General features: G+C 67.4%; 17 protein-coding genes. 13 read left to right on the top strand and 4 right to left on the bottom strand.

The features are described from left to right. Positions 1 to 38: 38 nt before the first annotated feature. Together msrB and BAC01S_RS20215 are read right to left on the bottom strand one after the other, a co-directional pair. Entirely contained in the window at positions 39 to 458 is a 420-nt protein-coding gene (msrB, locus tag BAC01S_RS20220) for a peptide-methionine (R)-S-oxide reductase MsrB (protein ID WP_027796394.1), read from the bottom strand. A gap of 69 nt (positions 459 to 527) precedes the next feature. Continuing rightward, positions 528 to 2,051: a protein adenylyltransferase SelO gene (locus BAC01S_RS20215; protein ID WP_027796393.1), complete on the bottom strand. Its 1,524-nt coding sequence runs from the start codon at positions 2,049 to 2,051 to the stop codon at positions 528 to 530. 270 nt (positions 2,052 to 2,321) lie between these two features. On the opposite strand from BAC01S_RS20215, the gene BAC01S_RS20210 reads away from it, so the two are divergent. From BAC01S_RS20210 to BAC01S_RS20175, 8 genes are all read left to right on the top strand, one after another. Continuing rightward, positions 2,322 to 4,019, top strand: coding sequence for a 3-(methylthio)propionyl-CoA ligase (locus BAC01S_RS20210; RefSeq protein WP_027796392.1), 1,698 nt, complete (start codon positions 2,322 to 2,324; stop codon positions 4,017 to 4,019). 132 nt (positions 4,020 to 4,151) lie between these two features. After that, on the top strand, positions 4,152 to 6,233 hold the full coding sequence (locus BAC01S_RS20205; protein ID WP_027796391.1) for a 3-hydroxyacyl-CoA dehydrogenase NAD-binding domain-containing protein: 2,082 nt from the start codon (positions 4,152 to 4,154) through the stop codon (positions 6,231 to 6,233). A 21-nt stretch (positions 6,234 to 6,254) separates the two neighbouring features. Next, positions 6,255 to 6,890: a bifunctional nicotinamidase/pyrazinamidase gene (gene pncA, locus BAC01S_RS20200; protein WP_027796390.1), complete on the top strand. Its 636-nt coding sequence runs from the start codon at positions 6,255 to 6,257 to the stop codon at positions 6,888 to 6,890. Positions 6,891 to 6,952: 62 nt separating this feature from the next. After that, positions 6,953 to 8,131 (top strand): acetyl-CoA C-acyltransferase, encoded by a 1,179-nt coding sequence (locus BAC01S_RS20195; RefSeq protein WP_027796389.1) that lies wholly within the window; start codon positions 6,953 to 6,955, stop codon positions 8,129 to 8,131. 149 nt (positions 8,132 to 8,280) lie between these two features. Further along, positions 8,281 to 8,583 (top strand): Dabb family protein, encoded by a 303-nt coding sequence (locus BAC01S_RS20190; RefSeq protein WP_027796388.1) that lies wholly within the window; start codon positions 8,281 to 8,283, stop codon positions 8,581 to 8,583. Positions 8,584 to 8,663: 80 nt separating this feature from the next. Then, positions 8,664 to 9,113: a PaaI family thioesterase gene (locus BAC01S_RS20185; RefSeq protein ID WP_027796387.1), complete on the top strand. Its 450-nt coding sequence runs from the start codon at positions 8,664 to 8,666 to the stop codon at positions 9,111 to 9,113. A 66-nt stretch (positions 9,114 to 9,179) separates the two neighbouring features. Next, positions 9,180 to 10,178 carry an NADP-dependent oxidoreductase gene (locus BAC01S_RS20180; protein ID WP_027796386.1) on the top strand — a complete coding sequence of 333 codons (999 nt, stop codon included), beginning with the start codon at positions 9,180 to 9,182 and terminating at the stop codon, positions 10,176 to 10,178. A 76-nt stretch (positions 10,179 to 10,254) separates the two neighbouring features. Further along, positions 10,255 to 11,133, top strand: coding sequence for an SDR family oxidoreductase (locus tag BAC01S_RS20175; protein ID WP_027796385.1), 879 nt, complete (start codon positions 10,255 to 10,257; stop codon positions 11,131 to 11,133). A 29-nt stretch (positions 11,134 to 11,162) separates the two neighbouring features. On the opposite strand, the gene BAC01S_RS20170 is transcribed toward BAC01S_RS20175, so the two are convergent. Beyond that, positions 11,163 to 11,987, bottom strand: coding sequence for an NRDE family protein (locus BAC01S_RS20170; RefSeq protein WP_027796384.1), 825 nt, complete (start codon positions 11,985 to 11,987; stop codon positions 11,163 to 11,165). A 90-nt stretch (positions 11,988 to 12,077) separates the two neighbouring features. Further along, positions 12,078 to 13,109, bottom strand: a complete 1,032-nt coding sequence (gene ygfZ / locus BAC01S_RS20165; protein ID WP_027796383.1) for a CAF17-like 4Fe-4S cluster assembly/insertion protein YgfZ — start codon at positions 13,107 to 13,109, stop codon at positions 12,078 to 12,080. A 78-nt stretch (positions 13,110 to 13,187) separates the two neighbouring features. Between ygfZ and mltG the strand changes: the two genes are divergently transcribed. The 5 genes from mltG (at position 13,188) to BAC01S_RS20140 (ending at position 17,356) form a co-directional block, all read left to right on the top strand. After that, entirely contained in the window at positions 13,188 to 14,198 is a 1,011-nt protein-coding gene (mltG, locus tag BAC01S_RS20160) for an endolytic transglycosylase MltG (protein WP_027796382.1), read from the top strand. Beyond that, positions 14,199 to 14,819, top strand: coding sequence for a dTMP kinase (gene tmk, locus BAC01S_RS20155; protein ID WP_027796381.1), 621 nt, complete (start codon positions 14,199 to 14,201; stop codon positions 14,817 to 14,819). It abuts the gene before it with no gap. Positions 14,820 to 14,847: 28 nt separating this feature from the next. Then, complete coding sequence (locus BAC01S_RS20150; protein WP_027796380.1) at positions 14,848 to 15,897, top strand: DNA polymerase III subunit delta'; 1,050 nt, start codon at positions 14,848 to 14,850, stop codon at positions 15,895 to 15,897. Between the two features lie 142 nt (positions 15,898 to 16,039). After that, positions 16,040 to 16,552: a GNAT family N-acetyltransferase gene (locus BAC01S_RS20145; RefSeq protein ID WP_027796379.1), complete on the top strand. Its 513-nt coding sequence runs from the start codon at positions 16,040 to 16,042 to the stop codon at positions 16,550 to 16,552. 18 nt (positions 16,553 to 16,570) lie between these two features. Continuing rightward, entirely contained in the window at positions 16,571 to 17,356 is a 786-nt protein-coding gene (locus BAC01S_RS20140) for a TatD family hydrolase (protein WP_027796378.1), read from the top strand. The last annotated feature ends 67 nt before the right edge of the window (positions 17,357 to 17,423 follow it).

Genomic DNA, 17,423 nt, shown 5'->3' with positions numbered 1-17,423 from the left:
CGCCGCAAAAAGGGGACGCGACGCCCAGGGCGCCGCGGTCACTTGGGCTCGAATTGTAGCGCAGCCGAATTGATGCAATACCGGAGGCCGGTTGGGGCGGGACCGTCCTCGAACACGTGGCCCAGATGCGCGCCGCAGTGCTTGCAGCGCACCTCGATGCGTAGCATGCCGTGCGAGCGGTCCGTGCGTTCCTCGATCACTTCGCCGTTGATCGGGCGGAAGTAGCTCGGCCAGCCGCAGCCGGCGTCGAATTTCGTATCCGATTCGAAGAGCGGGGTGCCGCAGCACACGCAGTCGTAGATGCCGCGGTCCCAATGATCCCAGTAGCGGCCCGTGAACGGGCGCTCGGTGGCCGCGTGGCGCGTCACCTGATAGTCCGTGTCCGAGAGCTGTTTGCGCCACGCTTCGTCGTCCTTGTGGCCGGGATAGGCGGGGGAATTGTGATCGTCATGGCTCATGTCGGGGTTCCTGTCTGCTGAAAGACAACGCTGAAAACGTCGGGCGGAAGCGGCGGTTCACGAGCCACATCACGAAGAGCAGCTCACCGAAAGCGTGCCGGCCCAGTCGGGCGGCAGCGCCGCGTAAGCCGCGTGCTCGGGCTGCTCGTCGAACGGGCGCGAGAGCACCCGCGCGAGCCGCTCCACTTCGCTGAAATCCTTCTGCTGCGCGCGTTCGATCGCTGTTTGCGCGAGATGATTGCGCAGCACGAACTTCGGGTTCACGCGGTTCATCGCCTCGGCGCGCACCTCGTCGCTGCGCGGTTCTTCCTGAAGCCGCGCGCGGTAGTCGTTCGCCCAGGCGTCGAAGGCCGGGCGATCGAGGAACAGGTCGCGCACGGGCGCGTCTTGTTGCGCTCCGTGCTTCGAGACACCGGCAAGGTGGCGGAAGGTCAGCGTGAAATCGGCACGGTTCGCGTGCATGATTTCGAAGAGCCGGTTAGAGAGCGCATCGTCGCCCTCGCGCGCCGTTTCGAGGCCGAGCTTGGCGCGCATGCGCGCCTCCAGCGCCGGCGAGAAATACGCCTTGAAGCGTTCGAGCACGGCCTGGGCGTCGGCTACCGCGCGTTCGCCGCGCGTCTTATCGTCGGCGCTTTCGTCCGCCGCGTCACGTTGCAGCCCGAAAAGCGGCAGCAGCGCCTGGGCGAGGCAGAAGAGATTCCAGTACGCGATCTGCGGCTGCATGCGGTAGGCGTAGCGCCCCTGCGAATCCGAATGGTTGCAGATATGGTTCGCGTCGAAGCCGTCGATGAAGCCGAACGGACCGTAGTCGATCGTGAGGCCGAGGATCGACATGTTGTCCGTGTTCATCACGCCGTGACAGAAGCCCACGGACTGCCACTCGACCATGAGCGCCGCCGTGTTGCGCACGGCCTCGTCGAGCAGCGCGAGATAGGGGTCGTCGGCTTCGCGCAGTTGCGGGTAGAAGCGCGCGATCACGTGGTCGGCGAGCGCCTGTAGCGCGACGACGTTGTCGTTCGAGTAGAAGTGCTCGAAGTGGCCGAAGCGCACGAAGCTCGGCGAGACGCGCGTGACGACGGCAGCCGTTTCGAGTTCCTCGCGCCGCACCGGCAGGTCGGAGCCGATCACCGCGAGTGCGCGCGTCGTGGGAATGCCCAGATGATGCATGGCCTCCGAGCACAGGAATTCGCGGATCGACGAGCGCAGCACCGCGCGGCCGTCGCCCATGCGGGAATAGGGCGTGCGCCCCCCGCCTTTGAGCTGGAGTTCGAAGCGCTGCCCGGCGTGCTCCAGTTCGCCGATGCCGAGCGCGCGGCCGTCGCCGAGCTGGCCGGCCCACACGCCGAACTGGTGCCCGGAATAGACCGAGGCATACGACATCGTTTCTCCCGTGCGTTCGCGCGTGGTGTTGCCGGCAAAGAGCGCGGCGAACGCAGGAAGGGCCGGGTCGGCGGCGAGCGCGGGGTCGAGTCCGAGCAGCGCGGCCGTGCCGGCCGAAAAACCGACGAGGTAGGGCTCAGGCAGCGGTGCCGCCGGCAGCCGCGTGAGGAAGGCTGCGCCCAGCGAGGAAAACGCGTCGCCGCGCGGCGTCATGAGCTCGCGTTCGAGTTCGGCGAGCGGGCCCGCGTGAACATCCGTCTGGACGCCGGACGGGGCTTCGGGCAAGGCAGCGGAGCCTGCTTCGGGATGGGAAAGGCCTGGTGAAAACGACATGTTGAGCGCCTGTTGAATAGCCGATATTGTAAATCCGCGCCAGCCGGCGTGCTGGCCGGCCGCTCGGCCCCCGCCGGGCGGGCCGCGGCGGCCGCGCGAACCATCGACAACAGACGACAACAGACAAAGAGAGCGAGGAGACCGACAACGATGACTGCGACGACGACTGCGCCGCTGCTGGGACAGATGATGGACGTGCCGCTCAACCTGTCGTCGCTGCTCGTGCACGCGGCGCAGCATCACGGCGACACGCAGATCGTGTCGCGCCGCATCGAAGGCGATGTGCATCGCTATACGTACCGCGAGTGCGAGACGCGCGCGAAGCGGCTTGCGCAGGCGCTCGTCGCGCTGGGTGTGGCGCCCGGGGAGCGCGTCGGCACGCTCGCGTGGAACGGTTATCGGCACCTGGAAGCGTACTTCGGCGTGACGGGTTTCGGCGCCGTCTGCCATACGATCAATCCGCGGCTCTTTCCCGAGCAGATCGCCTGGATCATCAACCACGCGGACGACCGCTACATTCTTTTCGACACCACGTTCGCGCCGCTCGTCGACGCGCTCGCGCCGCAATGCCCGAACGTGCGCGGCTGGATCGCGCTGGCCGCGCAATCGCACCGGCCGGACATGCGTACCCCGGTGCTCTGCTACGAGACGCTGCTCGACGAACAGGACGGCCGCTATGACTGGCCGGCGCTCGACGAACGCAGCGCGTCGAACCTCTGCTACACGTCCGGCACGACCGGCAATCCGAAGGGGGCGCTCTACACGCACCGCTCGCAGGTGCTGCATGCCTACGGCGCTTCGCTGCCCGACGCGATGGCGCTTTCCTCGCGCGACGCGATCCTGCCCGTGGTGCCGATGTTCCATGTGAACGCGTGGGGCATTCCGCACGCGGCGCCGCTGAACGGCGCGAAGCTCGTGCTGCCGGGCAAGGAGCTGGACGGCAAGTCGCTCTACGAACTGATGGAAGCGGAAGGCGTGACCTGCTCGGCCGGCGTGCCGACCGTGTGGCTCGGACTGCTTACCTATATGCGCGAGGCCGGCGTGAAGTTTTCCACGCTACAGCGCACGGTGATCGGCGGCTCGGCGTGTCCGCCGGCCATGCTGCGCACCTACGAGGACGTCTACGGCGTGCAGGTGATTCACGCCTGGGGCATGACCGAGATGTCGCCGCTCGGCACGCTCGCGAAGCTGAACTGGGAGCAGTCGCAGCGGCCGCCGGAGGCGCAGCGCGCGCTGCTGGAGAAGCAGGGGCGCGTGATTTTCGGCGTCGACATGAAGATCGTCGGCGAGGACGGGCGCGAACTGCCCTGGGACGGCGTGGCCTTCGGCGATCTGCACGTGCGCGGACCGTGGGTCATCGACCGCTATTTCCGCCAGGAGGGCACGCCGCTCGTCGACGGCTGGTTCCCGACCGGCGACGTGGCGACCATCGATCCCGACGGCTTCCTCCATATCACCGACCGCAGCAAGGACGTGATCAAGTCGGGCGGGGAGTGGATCAGCTCGATCGATCTGGAAAACATTGCGGTTGCGCACCCGGCCATCGCGGAGGCCGCCTGCATCGCTTGCGCGCATCCTCGCTGGACCGAACGGCCCCTGATTGTTGCCGTGAAGAAGCCCGGCGCCGAGGTCACGCGCGAGGAACTGCTGGCCTTTTACGTCGGCAAGATCGCGAAATGGTGGCAGCCCGACGACGTCGTATTTGTCGAATCGCTGCCGCATACGGCCACCGGCAAGCTGCAAAAGCTCAAGCTGCGCGAGCAGTTTCACGACTACGTCCTGCCGACGGCGCTCGCCGCCGAGGCCTCCTGCCCCATGAACGCGCCGGCGGGCCACGATCCCGCGTAGAAACCCTGAGCCTGCTTGCATCGACAAAAATTGAACGAACGTTCTTTTTTGTGTATCCTGTTTGCTGACCGGGAATGTCGGACAATGAAGCCGGCGACGCACAACGCGGCCCGCAAGCATGGAGGCAGGCAAATGGCAGTGGACTATACGACTCGCGACGGCGTCGCCGTCATCACGCTCAACAACCCGCCCGTCAACGGTCTCGGGCATTCCACCCGGACCGGCATCGTCGAGGGCGTCGCGCGCGCCAACAGCGATCCGGCCGTCGTCGCCATCGTGATCACGGGCGCCGGCAAGGCGTTCTCGGGCGGCGCGGACATCACCGAATTCAACACGCCGAAGGCGACCCAGGAGCCCACGCTCCACACCGTCATCGACGAAGTCGAAAAGAGCGCCAAACCCGTCGTCGCGGCGATTCACAGCGTTGCGATGGGCGGCGGCCTCGAACTCGCGCTCGGCGCGCACTATCGCATCGCCGCGCCCGGCGCGCAGATCGCGCTGCCCGAAGTCAAGCTCGGCATTCTGCCTGGCGCCGGCGGCACGCAGCGCCTGCCGCGCGCGCTCGGCCTCGAACCCGCACTGAACATGATCGTGACCGGCACGCCCGTGCTGTCCGAAAAGCTCGCCGGCACGGGCCTCTTCGACGCCATCGCGCAAGGCGATCTGCTCGGCGAAGCCGTCGCGTTCGCGCGCAAGGCGTCCGACAACTCGGGTCCGCATCCGCTCGTGCGCAACCGCAAGATCGAGCATCCGAACGCCGAAGGCTTCCTGCAGTTCGCGCGCAACACGGTGGCCGCGATGGCGAAGAACTATCCGGCGCCCGTGAAGTGCGTCGACGCCGTTGCCGCGGGCGTGAAGGACGGCTTCGTCAAGGGTCTCGCGTTCGAGCGCGAATGCTTCATGGAACTCGTGCAGACGCCGGAAAGCCGCGCGCTGCGTCACGCATTCTTCGGCGAGCGCGCCGCGAGCAAGATTCCCGACGTGCCCTCGAATACGCCCACGCGCGACATCCAGCAGGTCGCCGTGATCGGCGCGGGCACGATGGGCGGCGGCATCACGATGAACTTCCTCAACGCGGGGGTGCCCGTCACGCTGCTCGAAATGAAGCAGGAGGCGCTCGACCGCGGCATCGCGACGATCCGTAAGAACTACGAAGCGCAGGTCAAGAAGGGCAAGCTCACGGCCGAAAAGCTCGAAGCGCGCATGGCGCTGATCCGCCCGACGCTCACCTACGACGACCTCAAGCAGGCCGACCTCATCATCGAAGCCGTGTTCGAAGAGCTGGGCGTGAAGGAGCAGGTCTTCAAGCGGCTCGACGAAGTCGCGAAGCCCGGCGCGATCCTCGCCTCGAACACCTCGACGCTCGACGTCGACAAGATCGCTGCTTTCACGAAGCGTCCGCAGGACGTGGTGGGCATGCACTTCTTCAGCCCGGCCAACGTCATGAAGCTGCTCGAAGTCGTGCGCGGCAAGGAGACGGCGAAAGATGTGCTCGCAACGGTCATGCAGCTCGCGAAGAAGATCCGCAAGACGGCCGTGGTGTCGGGCGTGTGCGACGGCTTCATCGGCAACCGCATGATCGAGCAGTACGTGCGCCAGGCGCTCTACCTGCTCGAAGAAGGCGCGCTGCCCGCGCAGGTGGACCGCGCGATCGAGAAGTTCGGCTTCGCGATGGGTCCGTTCCGCATGAGCGACCTCGCCGGCAACGATATCGGCTGGGCGATCCGCAAGCGCCGCTATCAGGAGAAGCCGGACCTCAAGTACTCGAAGATCGCCGACCGCCTCTGCGAAGGCGGGCGTTTCGGCCAGAAGACCGGCGCCGGCTGGTACGACTACAAGGCGGGCGAGCGCAACGCGCTGCCTTCGGCCCTCGTGGACGACATGATCGTCGCGTACTCGAAGGAAGCGGGCATCGCGCGCCGCAAGATCGGCGACCAGGAAATCGTCGAGCGTCTCGTGTATGCGCTCGCGAATGAAGGCGCGAAGATCCTGGAAGAAGGCATCGCCTCGAAGGCGTCGGACATCGACATGGTCTATCTGACCGGCTACGGTTTCCCGCTGTGGCGCGGCGGCCCGATGCTCTATGCCGATACCGCGGGCCTGTACAACGTGGCGCGCGCCATTCGCCGCTACGCGGAACAGCCCAACGGCGACGCCTGGCAGATCGCGCCGTCGCTGGCCGACCTCGCCGAAAAGGGCGGCACCTTCAACTGAGTCGTTCACCGGACGGACATCATGAGAAGCGCGGATGACGTGCTGCTGCTGATCGACCTGCAATACGACTTCATGCCGGGCGGGGCGCTTGCCGTCGCGCACGGCGACGAAGTCGTGCCGGTCGTGAACCGGCTCGCGCAGGGCTTCAGCCATGTCGTGCTTACGCAGGACTGGCACCCGGCGCAGCACGTTTCGTTCGCGGCGAACCACGCGGGCCGGCAGCCTTTCGAGACGATGACGCTGCCGTATGGCGAGCAGGTGCTGTGGCCGACGCATTGCGTGCAGGGCAGCGAAGGCGCCGCGCTGCATAGCGGGCTCGACGTGCCGCATGCTCGCGCGATCATCCGCAAAGGCCATCACGCCGACGTCGACAGCTACTCGGCCTTCCTCGAAGCCGACCGCAAGACGCCCACGGGCCTCACGGGCTATCTGCGCGAAGCGGGCGTGAAGCGCGTGTACTGCTGCGGCCTCGCGACCGACTACTGCGTTGCGTGGTCCGCGCTCGATGCGCGCGCCGCCGGGTTCGAGGCCGTGCTGATCGAGGACGCCTCGCGCGCCATCGATCTGAACGGCTCGCTGGCCGCCGCCTGGGAGCAACTGCTCGCTGCGGGCGTGACGCGCGTGCAATCGGCAGAGGTGTTGCGCGGTCTTTCATGAAGGGTCCGTTTCAATCCGGACATCGCCTTGCAGGATCAACCTATTAGTAGCAGGAGACACACATGACTGACGCCGTAATCGTATCGACCGCGCGCACGGGCCTCGCCAAATCGTGGAAGGGCTCGTTCAACATGACCCACGGCGCGACCCTGGGCGGACACGTGACGAAGGCCGCCGTCGAGCGCGCCAACCTCGACCCCTCGCGCGTCGAAGACGTGATCATGGGCTGCGCCAACCCTGAAGGCGCGACGGGCGGCAACATCGCGCGCCAGATCGCATTGCGCGCGGGCCTGCCGGTTTCCGTGCCGGGCATGACGGTCAACCGCTTCTGTTCGTCCGGACTGCAAACCATTGCGCTGGCCGCGCAACGCGTGATCGCGGGCGAGGGTGACGTGTTCGTCGCGGGCGGCGTGGAGTCGATCTCGTGCGTGCAGAACGAGATGAATCGCCACCTGGCTTACGAAGGCTGGCTCAAGCAGAACAAGCCCGAGATTTACTGGAGCATGCTGCAGACCGCCGAAAACGTCGCGAAGCGCTACGAAATTTCGAAGGAGCGTCAGGACGAATACGGCGTGCAGTCGCAGCAGCGCGCCGCCGCCGCACAGGCCGCGGGTCTGTTCAATGCGGAAATCGTGCCGATGACGGTGCTCGCTGGCGTCGCCGACAAGGCAACCGGCCAGCTCGTGACGAAGGAAGTGACGATCGCCGCCGACGAAGGCATCCGCGCCGACACGACGCTCGAAGGCGTGGCGAAGATCCGCACGGCGCTGCCGGGCGGTGTTATCACCGCGGGCAACGCGAGCCAGTTCTCGGACGGCGCGAGCGCCTGCGTGGTGATGAACGCAAAGGTCGCGGAGCGCGAGGGCCTTACGCCGCTCGGCATCTTCCGCGGCTTCGCCGTGGCCGGCTGCGAGCCCGACGAAATGGGCATCGGCCCGGTGTTCGCGGTGCCCAAGCTGCTCAAGCAGGCCGGTCTCAAGGTCGAGGACATCGACCTGTGGGAGCTGAACGAGGCGTTCGCCGTGCAGGTGCTCTACTGCCGCGACAAGCTCGGCATCCCGGCCGATCGCCTGAACGTGAACGGCGGCGCGATTGCGGTTGGCCACCCGTACGGCGTATCGGGCGCACGCCTCACGGGCCATGCGCTCATCGAAGGCAAGCGTCGCGGCGCGAAGCTCGCGGTCGTGACGATGTGCATCGGCGGCGGGCAGGGTGCGGCCGGTCTCTTCGAGATCGTCTGACGCCGGCGCCGGAGGGCCGAAGGCGGCTTTTCGCCTGGCATGGGCTTGCAGGGGCTCCCCTCGCGCGGCAGGTCGCGCGGGTATCATGACGTCTTCCGGCGCGCGCCTCGTGCCGCGCCTCTTCAACGCAGACTGAAAAGGTGAATACGTTGATTCGTCATATCGTCATGTGGCAGCTCAAGGAGTCGGCGGAAGGTGCAACCCGCGAGGAAAACCTCGTGAAGTTCAAGGCCCTTCTGGAAGGCTGTCGCAATCTCGTGCCCGGTACGCTGCATCTGGAAGTCGGCCTGGCGGAACCGGGCCTCGCGTCGACGTTCGACATCGCGCTCGTCTCCGACTTCGCCGACAAGGCCGCCCTCGACGCCTATCAGGACCACCCCGATCACGTCGTCGTGAAGCAGTTCGCGAAGGCCGTGACGGAAGGCCGCCAGTGTGTCGATTACGTGATCTGATTGAGCGCCGATTGAGCATCATGAGTGACCAGGACCAGGGTAAGAGCAAGGCAGACGGCGGCGCCGTAGCGACTTCGCAGATGACCATCGAAAGCCCGTTCGTCGATCATCTCGGCGCGCAGCTCGTGAGCGCGCGCGACGGCGCGAGCGAAGTCGCGCTGTTGCTCGCCGAGCGGCATCTGAACACGTGGGACATCGCCCACGGCGGCGTGACGATGACGCTGGCCGACATCGCGCTCGCCATGGCCGCGCGCAGCGTGGCCGGCGACGGCGTGGGCGTCGTCACCGTCGAAATGAAAGTCAACTTCATGCAGCCGGGCCGCGGCGAGTTGCGCGCCTATGGGCGCGTGCTCACGCGCACGACCACGATGGCCTATTGCGAAGGCGAAGTGCGCGATAGCGAAGGCCATTTCGTCGCGAAAGCGCTCGGCACCTTCAAGTACATGCGCAGGCTTGCGGTGGGGCGCGACGTCGCGCGCCAGCGGCTGCGCAGCGATCCAACGGCGAAGCCGGGACCGAGCGACGGCTGAGCACGCCGGCGCGCCCTTCCTGTCTCGCCATTCACCTACGCGGCCACGCGCCGCAGAGCGAACGCCATGACCCAAATGAATCGCCAGATCCTGCTTGCGTCGCGCCCGGAAGGCGCTGCGAGCGTCGACAATTTCCGTCTCGTCGAGACCCCGCTCGCGCCGCTGCAGGAAGGGCAGGTGCGCGTGCGCAACCACTACCTCTCGCTCGATCCGTACATGCGCGGCCGCATGAACGAGAGCAAGTCCTACGCGGCGCCGCAGCCGCTCGGCGAAGTGATGATCGGCGGGACGGTGGGCGAGGTGGTCGAATCGCGCAATCCGAAGTACAAGGCCGGCGACAAGGTGGTGGCGATGTTCGGCTGGCAGGAGTTCGGCACCTCGGACGGCTCGGGCATGCAGCTCGTCGACACGACCCACGTGCCGCTCTCCGCTTACCTTGGACCGGTAGGCATGCCGGGCGTCACCGCCTGGTACGGCCTGAACCGCATCATCGCGCCGAAGGCGGGCGAGACGGTCGTCGTGAGCGCCGCGAGCGGCGCGGTGGGCAGCGTGGTGGGCCAGCTCGCCAGGCGCGCGGGCTGCCGCGCGGTGGGCATTGCCGGCGGCGCGGACAAGTGCCGCTACGTCGTGGAGACGCTGGGCTTCGACGCCTGCGTCGACTACAAGGCCGGCAACCTGTACCAGGACCTCAAGGCCGCGACGCCCGACGGCGTGGACGGCTACTTCGAGAACGTCGGCGGCGAGGTGCTCGATGCGACGCTCGCGCGCATGAACGCATTCGGGCGCATCGCGCTGTGCGGCATGATCGCGGGCTACGACGGCAATCCGCAGCCGCTCAAGTATCCGGGTCTCCTGCTCACGCAGCGGCTGCTCGTGCAGGGCTTCATCGTGAGCGAGCACATGGACGTATGGCCGCAGGCGCTCAAGGAGCTCGGCGCGCTCGTCGCGCAGAAGCAACTGGCGTATCGCGAAACCGTGGCCGAAGGCCTCGGGAACGCGCCGTCCGCGTTCCTTGGCATGCTCAAGGGGCAGAACTTCGGCAAGCAGCTCGTCAAGCTGGTCTGATGCTTCACGCCTGGCCGGCGCTCGTGCGCCGGCTTTGTCATGGATTCCAACGCAGCGCGTCCAACCAGGGATAGCAATGGCTGATCCGTTCCAGTTTCACGGCCGCGTGGCCGTCATCACGGGCGCCGCGAGCGGCTTTGGCCGCGCGTTCGCCCACAAGGCCGCCGGGCTCGGCATGAAGCTCGTGCTCGCGGACGTCGATCAAAAACAGCTCGACGAGACGGTGGCGGCGTTGCGCGCCGCCGGCGCCGAAGCGATCGGCGTGCGGACCGACGTGCGCGACCCGGCCGCGGTCGACGCGCTCGCGAAAGCCGCAGTCGACACCTACGGCAAAGTGCATCTGCTCTTCAATAACGCGGGCGTGGGCACCGGCGGCTTCGTGTGGGAAAGCAGCGCGAAGGACTGGGAGTGGGTGTTCAGCGTGAACGTGATCGGCGTTGCGAACGGCGTGCGCGCCTTCACGCCCATCATGCTGGCCCAGGGCGAGCCCGCGCATATCGTCAACACGGCTTCCGTCGCGGGCTTGCTGTCGCCTTCGGCGATGGGCGTCTATAACGCGTCGAAGCACGCGGTCGTGTCGCTCACCGAAACCTTGTATCACGACCTCAAGAGTGTCGGCGCGGCGGTCGGCTGCTCGGTGCTGTGCCCGGCGTTCGTGCCCACGGGCATCGCCAACGCGGAGCGCAGCCGCCCCGACGACCTGCGCAACGACGCGCCGCCCACGCGTTCGCAGCAGGCCGCCGACCTGCAGCTGCAGCGCGCGGTGCGCTCGGGCCGCATCACGCCGGACGACGTCGCCACGCAAACCTTCGACGCGATCCGCGAAAACCGCTTCTACATCCTCACGCATCCGCAGATTCTCCCTTCGGTGAAGCTGCGTCATGAGGACATCGAAACGTTGCGCAACCCCATCGATCCGCTTTCGTTGAAGCCGGAAGTGAAGCGGGTAGATTGAACGGCGCGGCGATCCAGCCGCCGTGACGCTCAGCGCGTCTCGACGACGAATCGCTCGTGGCGCTCGAAGTCGCCGGGCCGCACGATGCGATGCGAGCCGTTGTCGTCGCTGCGCTCGACGACCTCGGCCTCGATACGCGTGCCATCCGCGCTGACGCGCAGCGCCGTGGTGCCGCGCGTGCCGTATTCGGGCGTTTCGATGAAGGCCGCCGAGAGCGCGCGTTCGCGCTCGAGCGGGATGCCGGTGGCCGGCAATTCGTCGTCGCGGGCGATCTGCGGGTCGCGCATCATCGCCACGAGCCGCTCGAGCGGGGCCGGTGCCCCATTGCCGACCAGCCCGGCAAGCTCGGCGCGCTTGCGCACGAGCTTGGGCCAGGGCGTATCGAGCACGGCGTTCGAAATGCCGTGCGTGCCGGATGGCAGGAGCGCGGGCGCGAGATCGCCGCGATTGCAGTACCAGGCCAGTTCGCGCCGCGTCCAGTCACCCACCACCAGATTGAAGCCGTTATAGAGGCCGCCATTGCGCGCCACTTCGGCCAGATAGCCGAGCGGCGTATCGGGCAGGCCCTCGCTGCCGGCGAGCCAGGCCGAGACGAGCGTGCCGCGCGTGGGCGCGTCGGGCCGCATTTCATGCGGGGCCCGGTAGTTCGTGAGGGCGGCGAAGCGGCCGCCGCGCGTCATGCCGAGCCATGTTCCGCCGCCCACGAGGTCGCGGCCCGCGAGCACGTGGGGGGTGTCGTCCCACCAGTGGAGCGGCTCGGCGGTGCGGCGCAGGAACTCGTCGCGGTTCGCGGCAAGCGTAAACATGGCGCCTGCCGTGGCTTCGGGGCGCCAGTCGAAAACGATCAGGCACATGGCTCGGGCTCAGCGGCGCGCGCCGCCGCGGCCGGTGCAACGGATGCGTGCAGGGCGCGGCGCGCGACGCGCGGGTACGGGGCCAACGCGTCAGACCTCGGCGGGCAGTGCGTACGGCAGCGGCAGGAAGCGTAGGGCGGGGCCGTCGGCGGCGCCCAGATGCACGGTGCCCGACTCGAGCGCGCCGAGCTTGATTTCCGCGAGCAGATCGACGCCGCCCTCCGGCGCGTTCGCCGCGTTGACGATCATGCCGCACGGCTGGCCGGGGTCGTCGGAATGAAAGAGCTCGGCGCCCGCGCGCGCGGCATCGAGCTCCGCGGCGACGCTCGCCAGCGCGGTGCGGCGCTTGATCGTGCCGCGATACTGGCTGCGCGCCACGATCTCCTGGCCCGGATAGCAGCCCTTCTTGAAGTTCACGCCGCCAAGCACGTCGTAGTTCACCATCTGCGGCACGAACTGCTCCGAAACCGCCTGGGTGATGCGCGGCTCGCCCGCGCGGATGTCGAGCCAGTCCCACACGGCCGGCGCTACGCGCGTGAGCTTGCCTTCGAGCGACGCGAGGCGCGCCTCGACGGCTTCGTTCGGGCCGACCCAGAGATAACGCAGGCGGCCGGCCGCGTCGGGCAGGCGGACCAGCGTGCCGGCCGGGTCGTCTACTTTCACGTGCACGCCATCGGGCAGGGCGTCGAATTGCGCCGCGAGCGCGCCGCGCACGTCGCCGGCAAGGCCCACCACGAGCAGCTTCTCGCTGTCGTCCACGAGCTTTGCCTTCGCGCGCAGCACGAACATCGAGAGCCGCTTCTGCACGCTCGCCTGCACGTCCTTCGCGATCAGGAGACGGATTGCTTCGCCGCTCTTCCAGACGAGAAATGAGGCGAGAAGGCGCCCCTTCGGCGAACAGTAGCCCGCGAGGCGCGCACCGGCCACATCCAGATGCTGGATGTCGTTCGTGAGCTGGCTGTGCAGGAAGCTTGCGGCGTCGTCGCCGCTGGCGTCGATCACGCCGAACTGCGGCAGGATCGCGTACGCGCCGCCCTTGAGGACAGCCTCGAAATCATGCGCGGCGGGCGGCTCGGCGGCGGTGACGGGAAGCGTGGCGGCGGAATCGAGCGGGGAATTCATGGATTCGGGGAACAGTCAATCCTGACTTTAGCGAGGGCAAGCGGTTATTATAGGAGGCTCGTTCCGAGCCGTGTTTTCATGTCCCTCCTCAAGAAATGCCTTGTTGCCGGCGCCACGCTCGCCGTGCTTGGCGCGGCCGCCGTGGGCGGCATCTGGCACTGGGCCAATTCCCCCGTGCAGCTTGCCACCCCTCAGCTCGATGTGACCATCAAGCCGCACAGTTCGGTACGCAGCGTCACCGCGCAGCTGCGGCGCGGCGGCGTGCCGGTCCAGACCGACCTGTTCGTGCTGATGACGCGCGTGCTCGGCCTGCAAAGCACGCTCAAGTCCGGCAACTACGAATTCAAGCTCGGCATCACGCCCTACGAGGTGCTGCAAAAGATGGCGCTCGGCGACGTCAACGAGTACGTCGCGACGATCATCGAAGGCTGGACCTTCAAGCGCATGCGCGCGGAGCTCGACGCCAACCCGGCGCTGCACCACGACAGCGCCGGCATGAGCGACGCGCAACTGCTCGCCGCGATCGGCGCGCCGGCCGCGCCGATGGGCAATGCCGAAGGCCTGTTCTTCCCCGACACCTATCTCTTCGACAAGGACACGAGCGACCTCGACGTCTATCGCCGCGCCTACCGGCTGATGCAGACGCGGCTCGCCGAAGCCTGGTCCGTGCGCGCGCCGGGGCTGCCGCTCCAGTCGCCCTACGAGGCGCTCACGCTCGCGTCGCTGATCGAGAAGGAGACGGGCAAGGCCGGCGACCGGCCGCTCGTGGCCGCGGTGTTCGCCAACCGGCTGCGCGCGGGCATGCCGCTGCAGACCGACCCCGCCGTGATCTACGGACTCGGCGAAAATTACCAGGGCCGCCTGCACAGGCAAGATCTGCAGACCGACACTCTTTACAATACGTATCTGCACCTCGGTTTGCCGCCGACACCCATTGCGCTGCCGGGCGCGGCGTCGCTGCAGGCGGCGCTCAATCCGGCTGCGACGGCCGCGCTGTATTTCGTGGCGCGGGGCGATGGCAGCAGCATTTTTTCGAACAATCTGGTCGACCATAACAAGGCAGTCGACAAATACATTCGGGGGCAGTAAATGGCGCGGGGCCGATTCATCACGTTCGAGGGCATCGACGGTGCGGGCAAGACCACGCATCTCGCCTGGTTTCGCGACCGGCTTGCAGACAAGCTGGCCGGCGCCGGGCGCCAGGTCGTGATGACGCGCGAGCCGGGCGGCACGCCGCTTGGCGAGGCGCTGCGCGAGATCCTGCTGCATCAGCCGATGGACCTCGAAACCGAGGCCCTATTGATGTTCGCGGCGCGCCGCGAGCATCTGGCCCAGGTGATCGAGCCGGCGCTCGCACGCGGCGACTGGGTGCTCTCCGACCGCTTCACCGACGCGACCTTCGCCTACCAGGGCGGCGGGCGCGGCTTGCCGCGCGACAAGCTGGAGACGCTCGAGCGCTGGGTGCAGGGCGGTTTCCAGCCCGACCTGACGGTGCTGTTCGACGTGCCGCCGGCCACCGCGAGCGAGCGGCGCGGCGCGGCGCGCGAGCCGGACCGCTTCGAGAGCGAGACCGATGCGTTTTTCATGCGCACGCGCGCCGAATACCTGCGCCGGGCGGAAGAGGCGCCGTACCGCTTCGTGATCGTCGATTCGACGCAGAGCATCGAAACGATCCGCGCCCAGCTCGGGCACGTGATCGCGGCGCTTTGATATTCTCGGCTAACTGGTTGATTTCAAAATGATCTATCCGTGGCAGACCGGCGACTGGGAGCGCCTTCGGCAACTGCGCAGCCACTGGCCGCATGCGTTGCTGCTGCACGGCCAGGCCGGGATCGGCAAGCTGCATTTCGCCCAGCATCTGGCCAAAGGGCTCCTGTGCGAGTCGCCGCAGCCCAATGGCGAGCCCTGTGGTTCGTGCCCCGCCTGCAACTGGTTCGTCCAGGGCAATCACCCCGATTACCGCATCGTCGTGCCGGAGGCGCTGGCCGCCGAGGTTGGCCCGGTGAGCGCGGACGACGGCGACAAAGCGGCCGACAAGGGTGAAAAGGGCGAAGGTGAAGACGGCAAGAAGACCCGCACGCCCAGCAAGGAAATCCGCATCGAGCAGGTGCGCGCGCTGCTGGACTTCACGGGAGTCGGGTCGCATCGCGGCGGCTTGCGCGTGGTCGTGCTGTACCCGGCCGAGGCGCTCAACGTGGCCGCCGCCAATGCGCTCCTGAAAACGCTCGAGGAGCCGCCCTCGGGCGTCGTGTTCCTGCTCGTCTCGGCCCGCATCGACCGTTTGCTGCCCACCATCATCAGCCGCTGCCGCCAGTGGCCGCTCTCCACCCCCGCGCCCGAGATTGCCGAGACGTGGCTCGCGGCGCAGGGCGTGGCCGACGCGAAAGCCCTGCTGGCCGAGGCGGGCGGCGCGCCGCTCGCGGCGCTCGCGCTCACCCGCGACGAAAACCGCACGCTGCGCGACTGGACCCTCGCGCAGCTCTCGGCGGGGCCGGCCTGCGACGCCTTCGCCTGCGGCGAGACGCTGCAGAAGCTGCCTGTGCCGCTCGTGCTGGGCTGGCTCCAGCGCTGGGCATACGACCTGCTCGCCGAGCGCACCGCCGGCCGGCCGCGCTATTTCCCGCAGGCCGCCGCGGCGCTCGCGCGCTGTGCCGCCAGGCTCGACGCACCGGCGCTCGCGCACTACCTGAAAACCGTCACGCGTCAGCGCGCGGTCGAGAACCATCCGCTGAACGCGCGTCTCGTGTTCGAAGAACTGTTTCTCGGCTATCGTGAACTGTTCGACTGATGTTCGGGTTCAGCGCGATCGTTCGCGCGAAGCGCCAACCTGACCGATCCACCGACCCGGCCCGCCGCGCCTGATGCGTTAAGGATGCGCCACGGATGCGCCAAACCGCAGGCAATGCGAGCCCCAGCCGAAATAGAACACCATGAGTCTTGTCTACCGGGATGCCACCCTCGACGATCTGCCCGCCATCGTCGCCATCTACAACTCGACCGTGCCGTCGCGGCAGGTCACGGCCGATCTGGAGCCGGTCAGCGTGGAAAGCCGCCTGCCGTGGTTCCACGCGCACGGGCCTACCACGCGGCCGCTGTGGGTGGTGGAGGAAGGCGGCTGCGTGATCGCGTGGCTCAGCTTCTCCGACTTCTATGGCCGCCCGGCCTACCGGCACACGTCCGAGGTCAGCATCTATCTCGACGAAGCCGCGCGCGGCAAGGGCCTCGGCCGCAAGCTCCTCACCGCCGCCCTCGAAGCCGCGCCGGGCCTCGATATCCATACGGTGCTGGGCTTCGTGTTCGGCCACAACGCGCCGAGCATGCGGCTCTTCCAGGGCTTCGGCTTCGCGGCGTGGGGCACGCTGCCGCGTGTCGCCGTGCTCGACGGCATCGAGCGCGATCTGATCATCCTCGGCAAGCGGCTCGACACCGCGCCCGCCGCCTGAAACCACGCAGGACCGCCCATGTTCGTCGATTCGCATTGCCACATCAATTTCGAGGGTCTCGCCGACCGTCTGCCTGAGGTCCTCGAAAACATGCGCTCGAACGCCGTGACGCACGCGCTGTGCGTTTCGGTCGATCTGGAGACGCTGCCCTCGGTGCTCGACATCGCCAGCCGCTTCGAGAACGTCTACGCCTCGGTGGGCGTGCACCCGGACCACGAGGAGGCGCAGGAGCCGGGCGTTGCCGAACTCGTGGAGCTGGCCGCGCACCCGAAGGTGGTCGCGATCGGCGAAACGGGGCTCGATTACTACCGCCTCGGCGAGCGCACGATCGCCGACATGGAGTGGCAGCGCGAGCGCTTTCGCACGCATATCCGCGCGGCGCACGCGACGAACAAGCCCTTGATTATCCACACGCGCGCCGCCTCCGAAGACACGCTGCGCCTGATGGAAGAGGAGCGCGCGGGCGTGCCGGGCGGCGTGATGCACTGCTTCACCGAGCCGTGGTCCGTCGCGGAGCCGGCGCTCGCGCAGAACTTCTATATTTCGCTGTCGGGCATCGTCACGTTCAAGAGCGCCACCGACGTGCAGGACGTGGCGCGCCGCGTGCCGATCGACCGTTTGCTGATCGAAACGGACTCGCCGTACCTCGCGCCGGTGCCTTTTCGCGGCAAGCCCAATGAACCTGCGTACGTGAGCCATGTCGGAAGATTCATTGCGCAGCAGCGGGGAATCTCCGATGCCGAACTCGGCGCGGCCACCACGCAGAACTTCTTCCGGCTTTTCAAGATCCCGGCAGCGGTTTGAATGCCTGGCCCGGAGCTGTCAATATCATTTGTTATCAACAAGATACTGAAAAACGTTAAGGCCTCAC

The sequence above is a fragment of the Paraburkholderia acidipaludis NBRC 101816 genome, assembly GCF_000684975.1.
GTDB classification, from domain to species: domain Bacteria; phylum Pseudomonadota; class Gammaproteobacteria; order Burkholderiales; family Burkholderiaceae; genus Paraburkholderia; species Paraburkholderia acidipaludis.
This window is presented reverse-complemented; position numbering and strand designations above follow the sequence as displayed.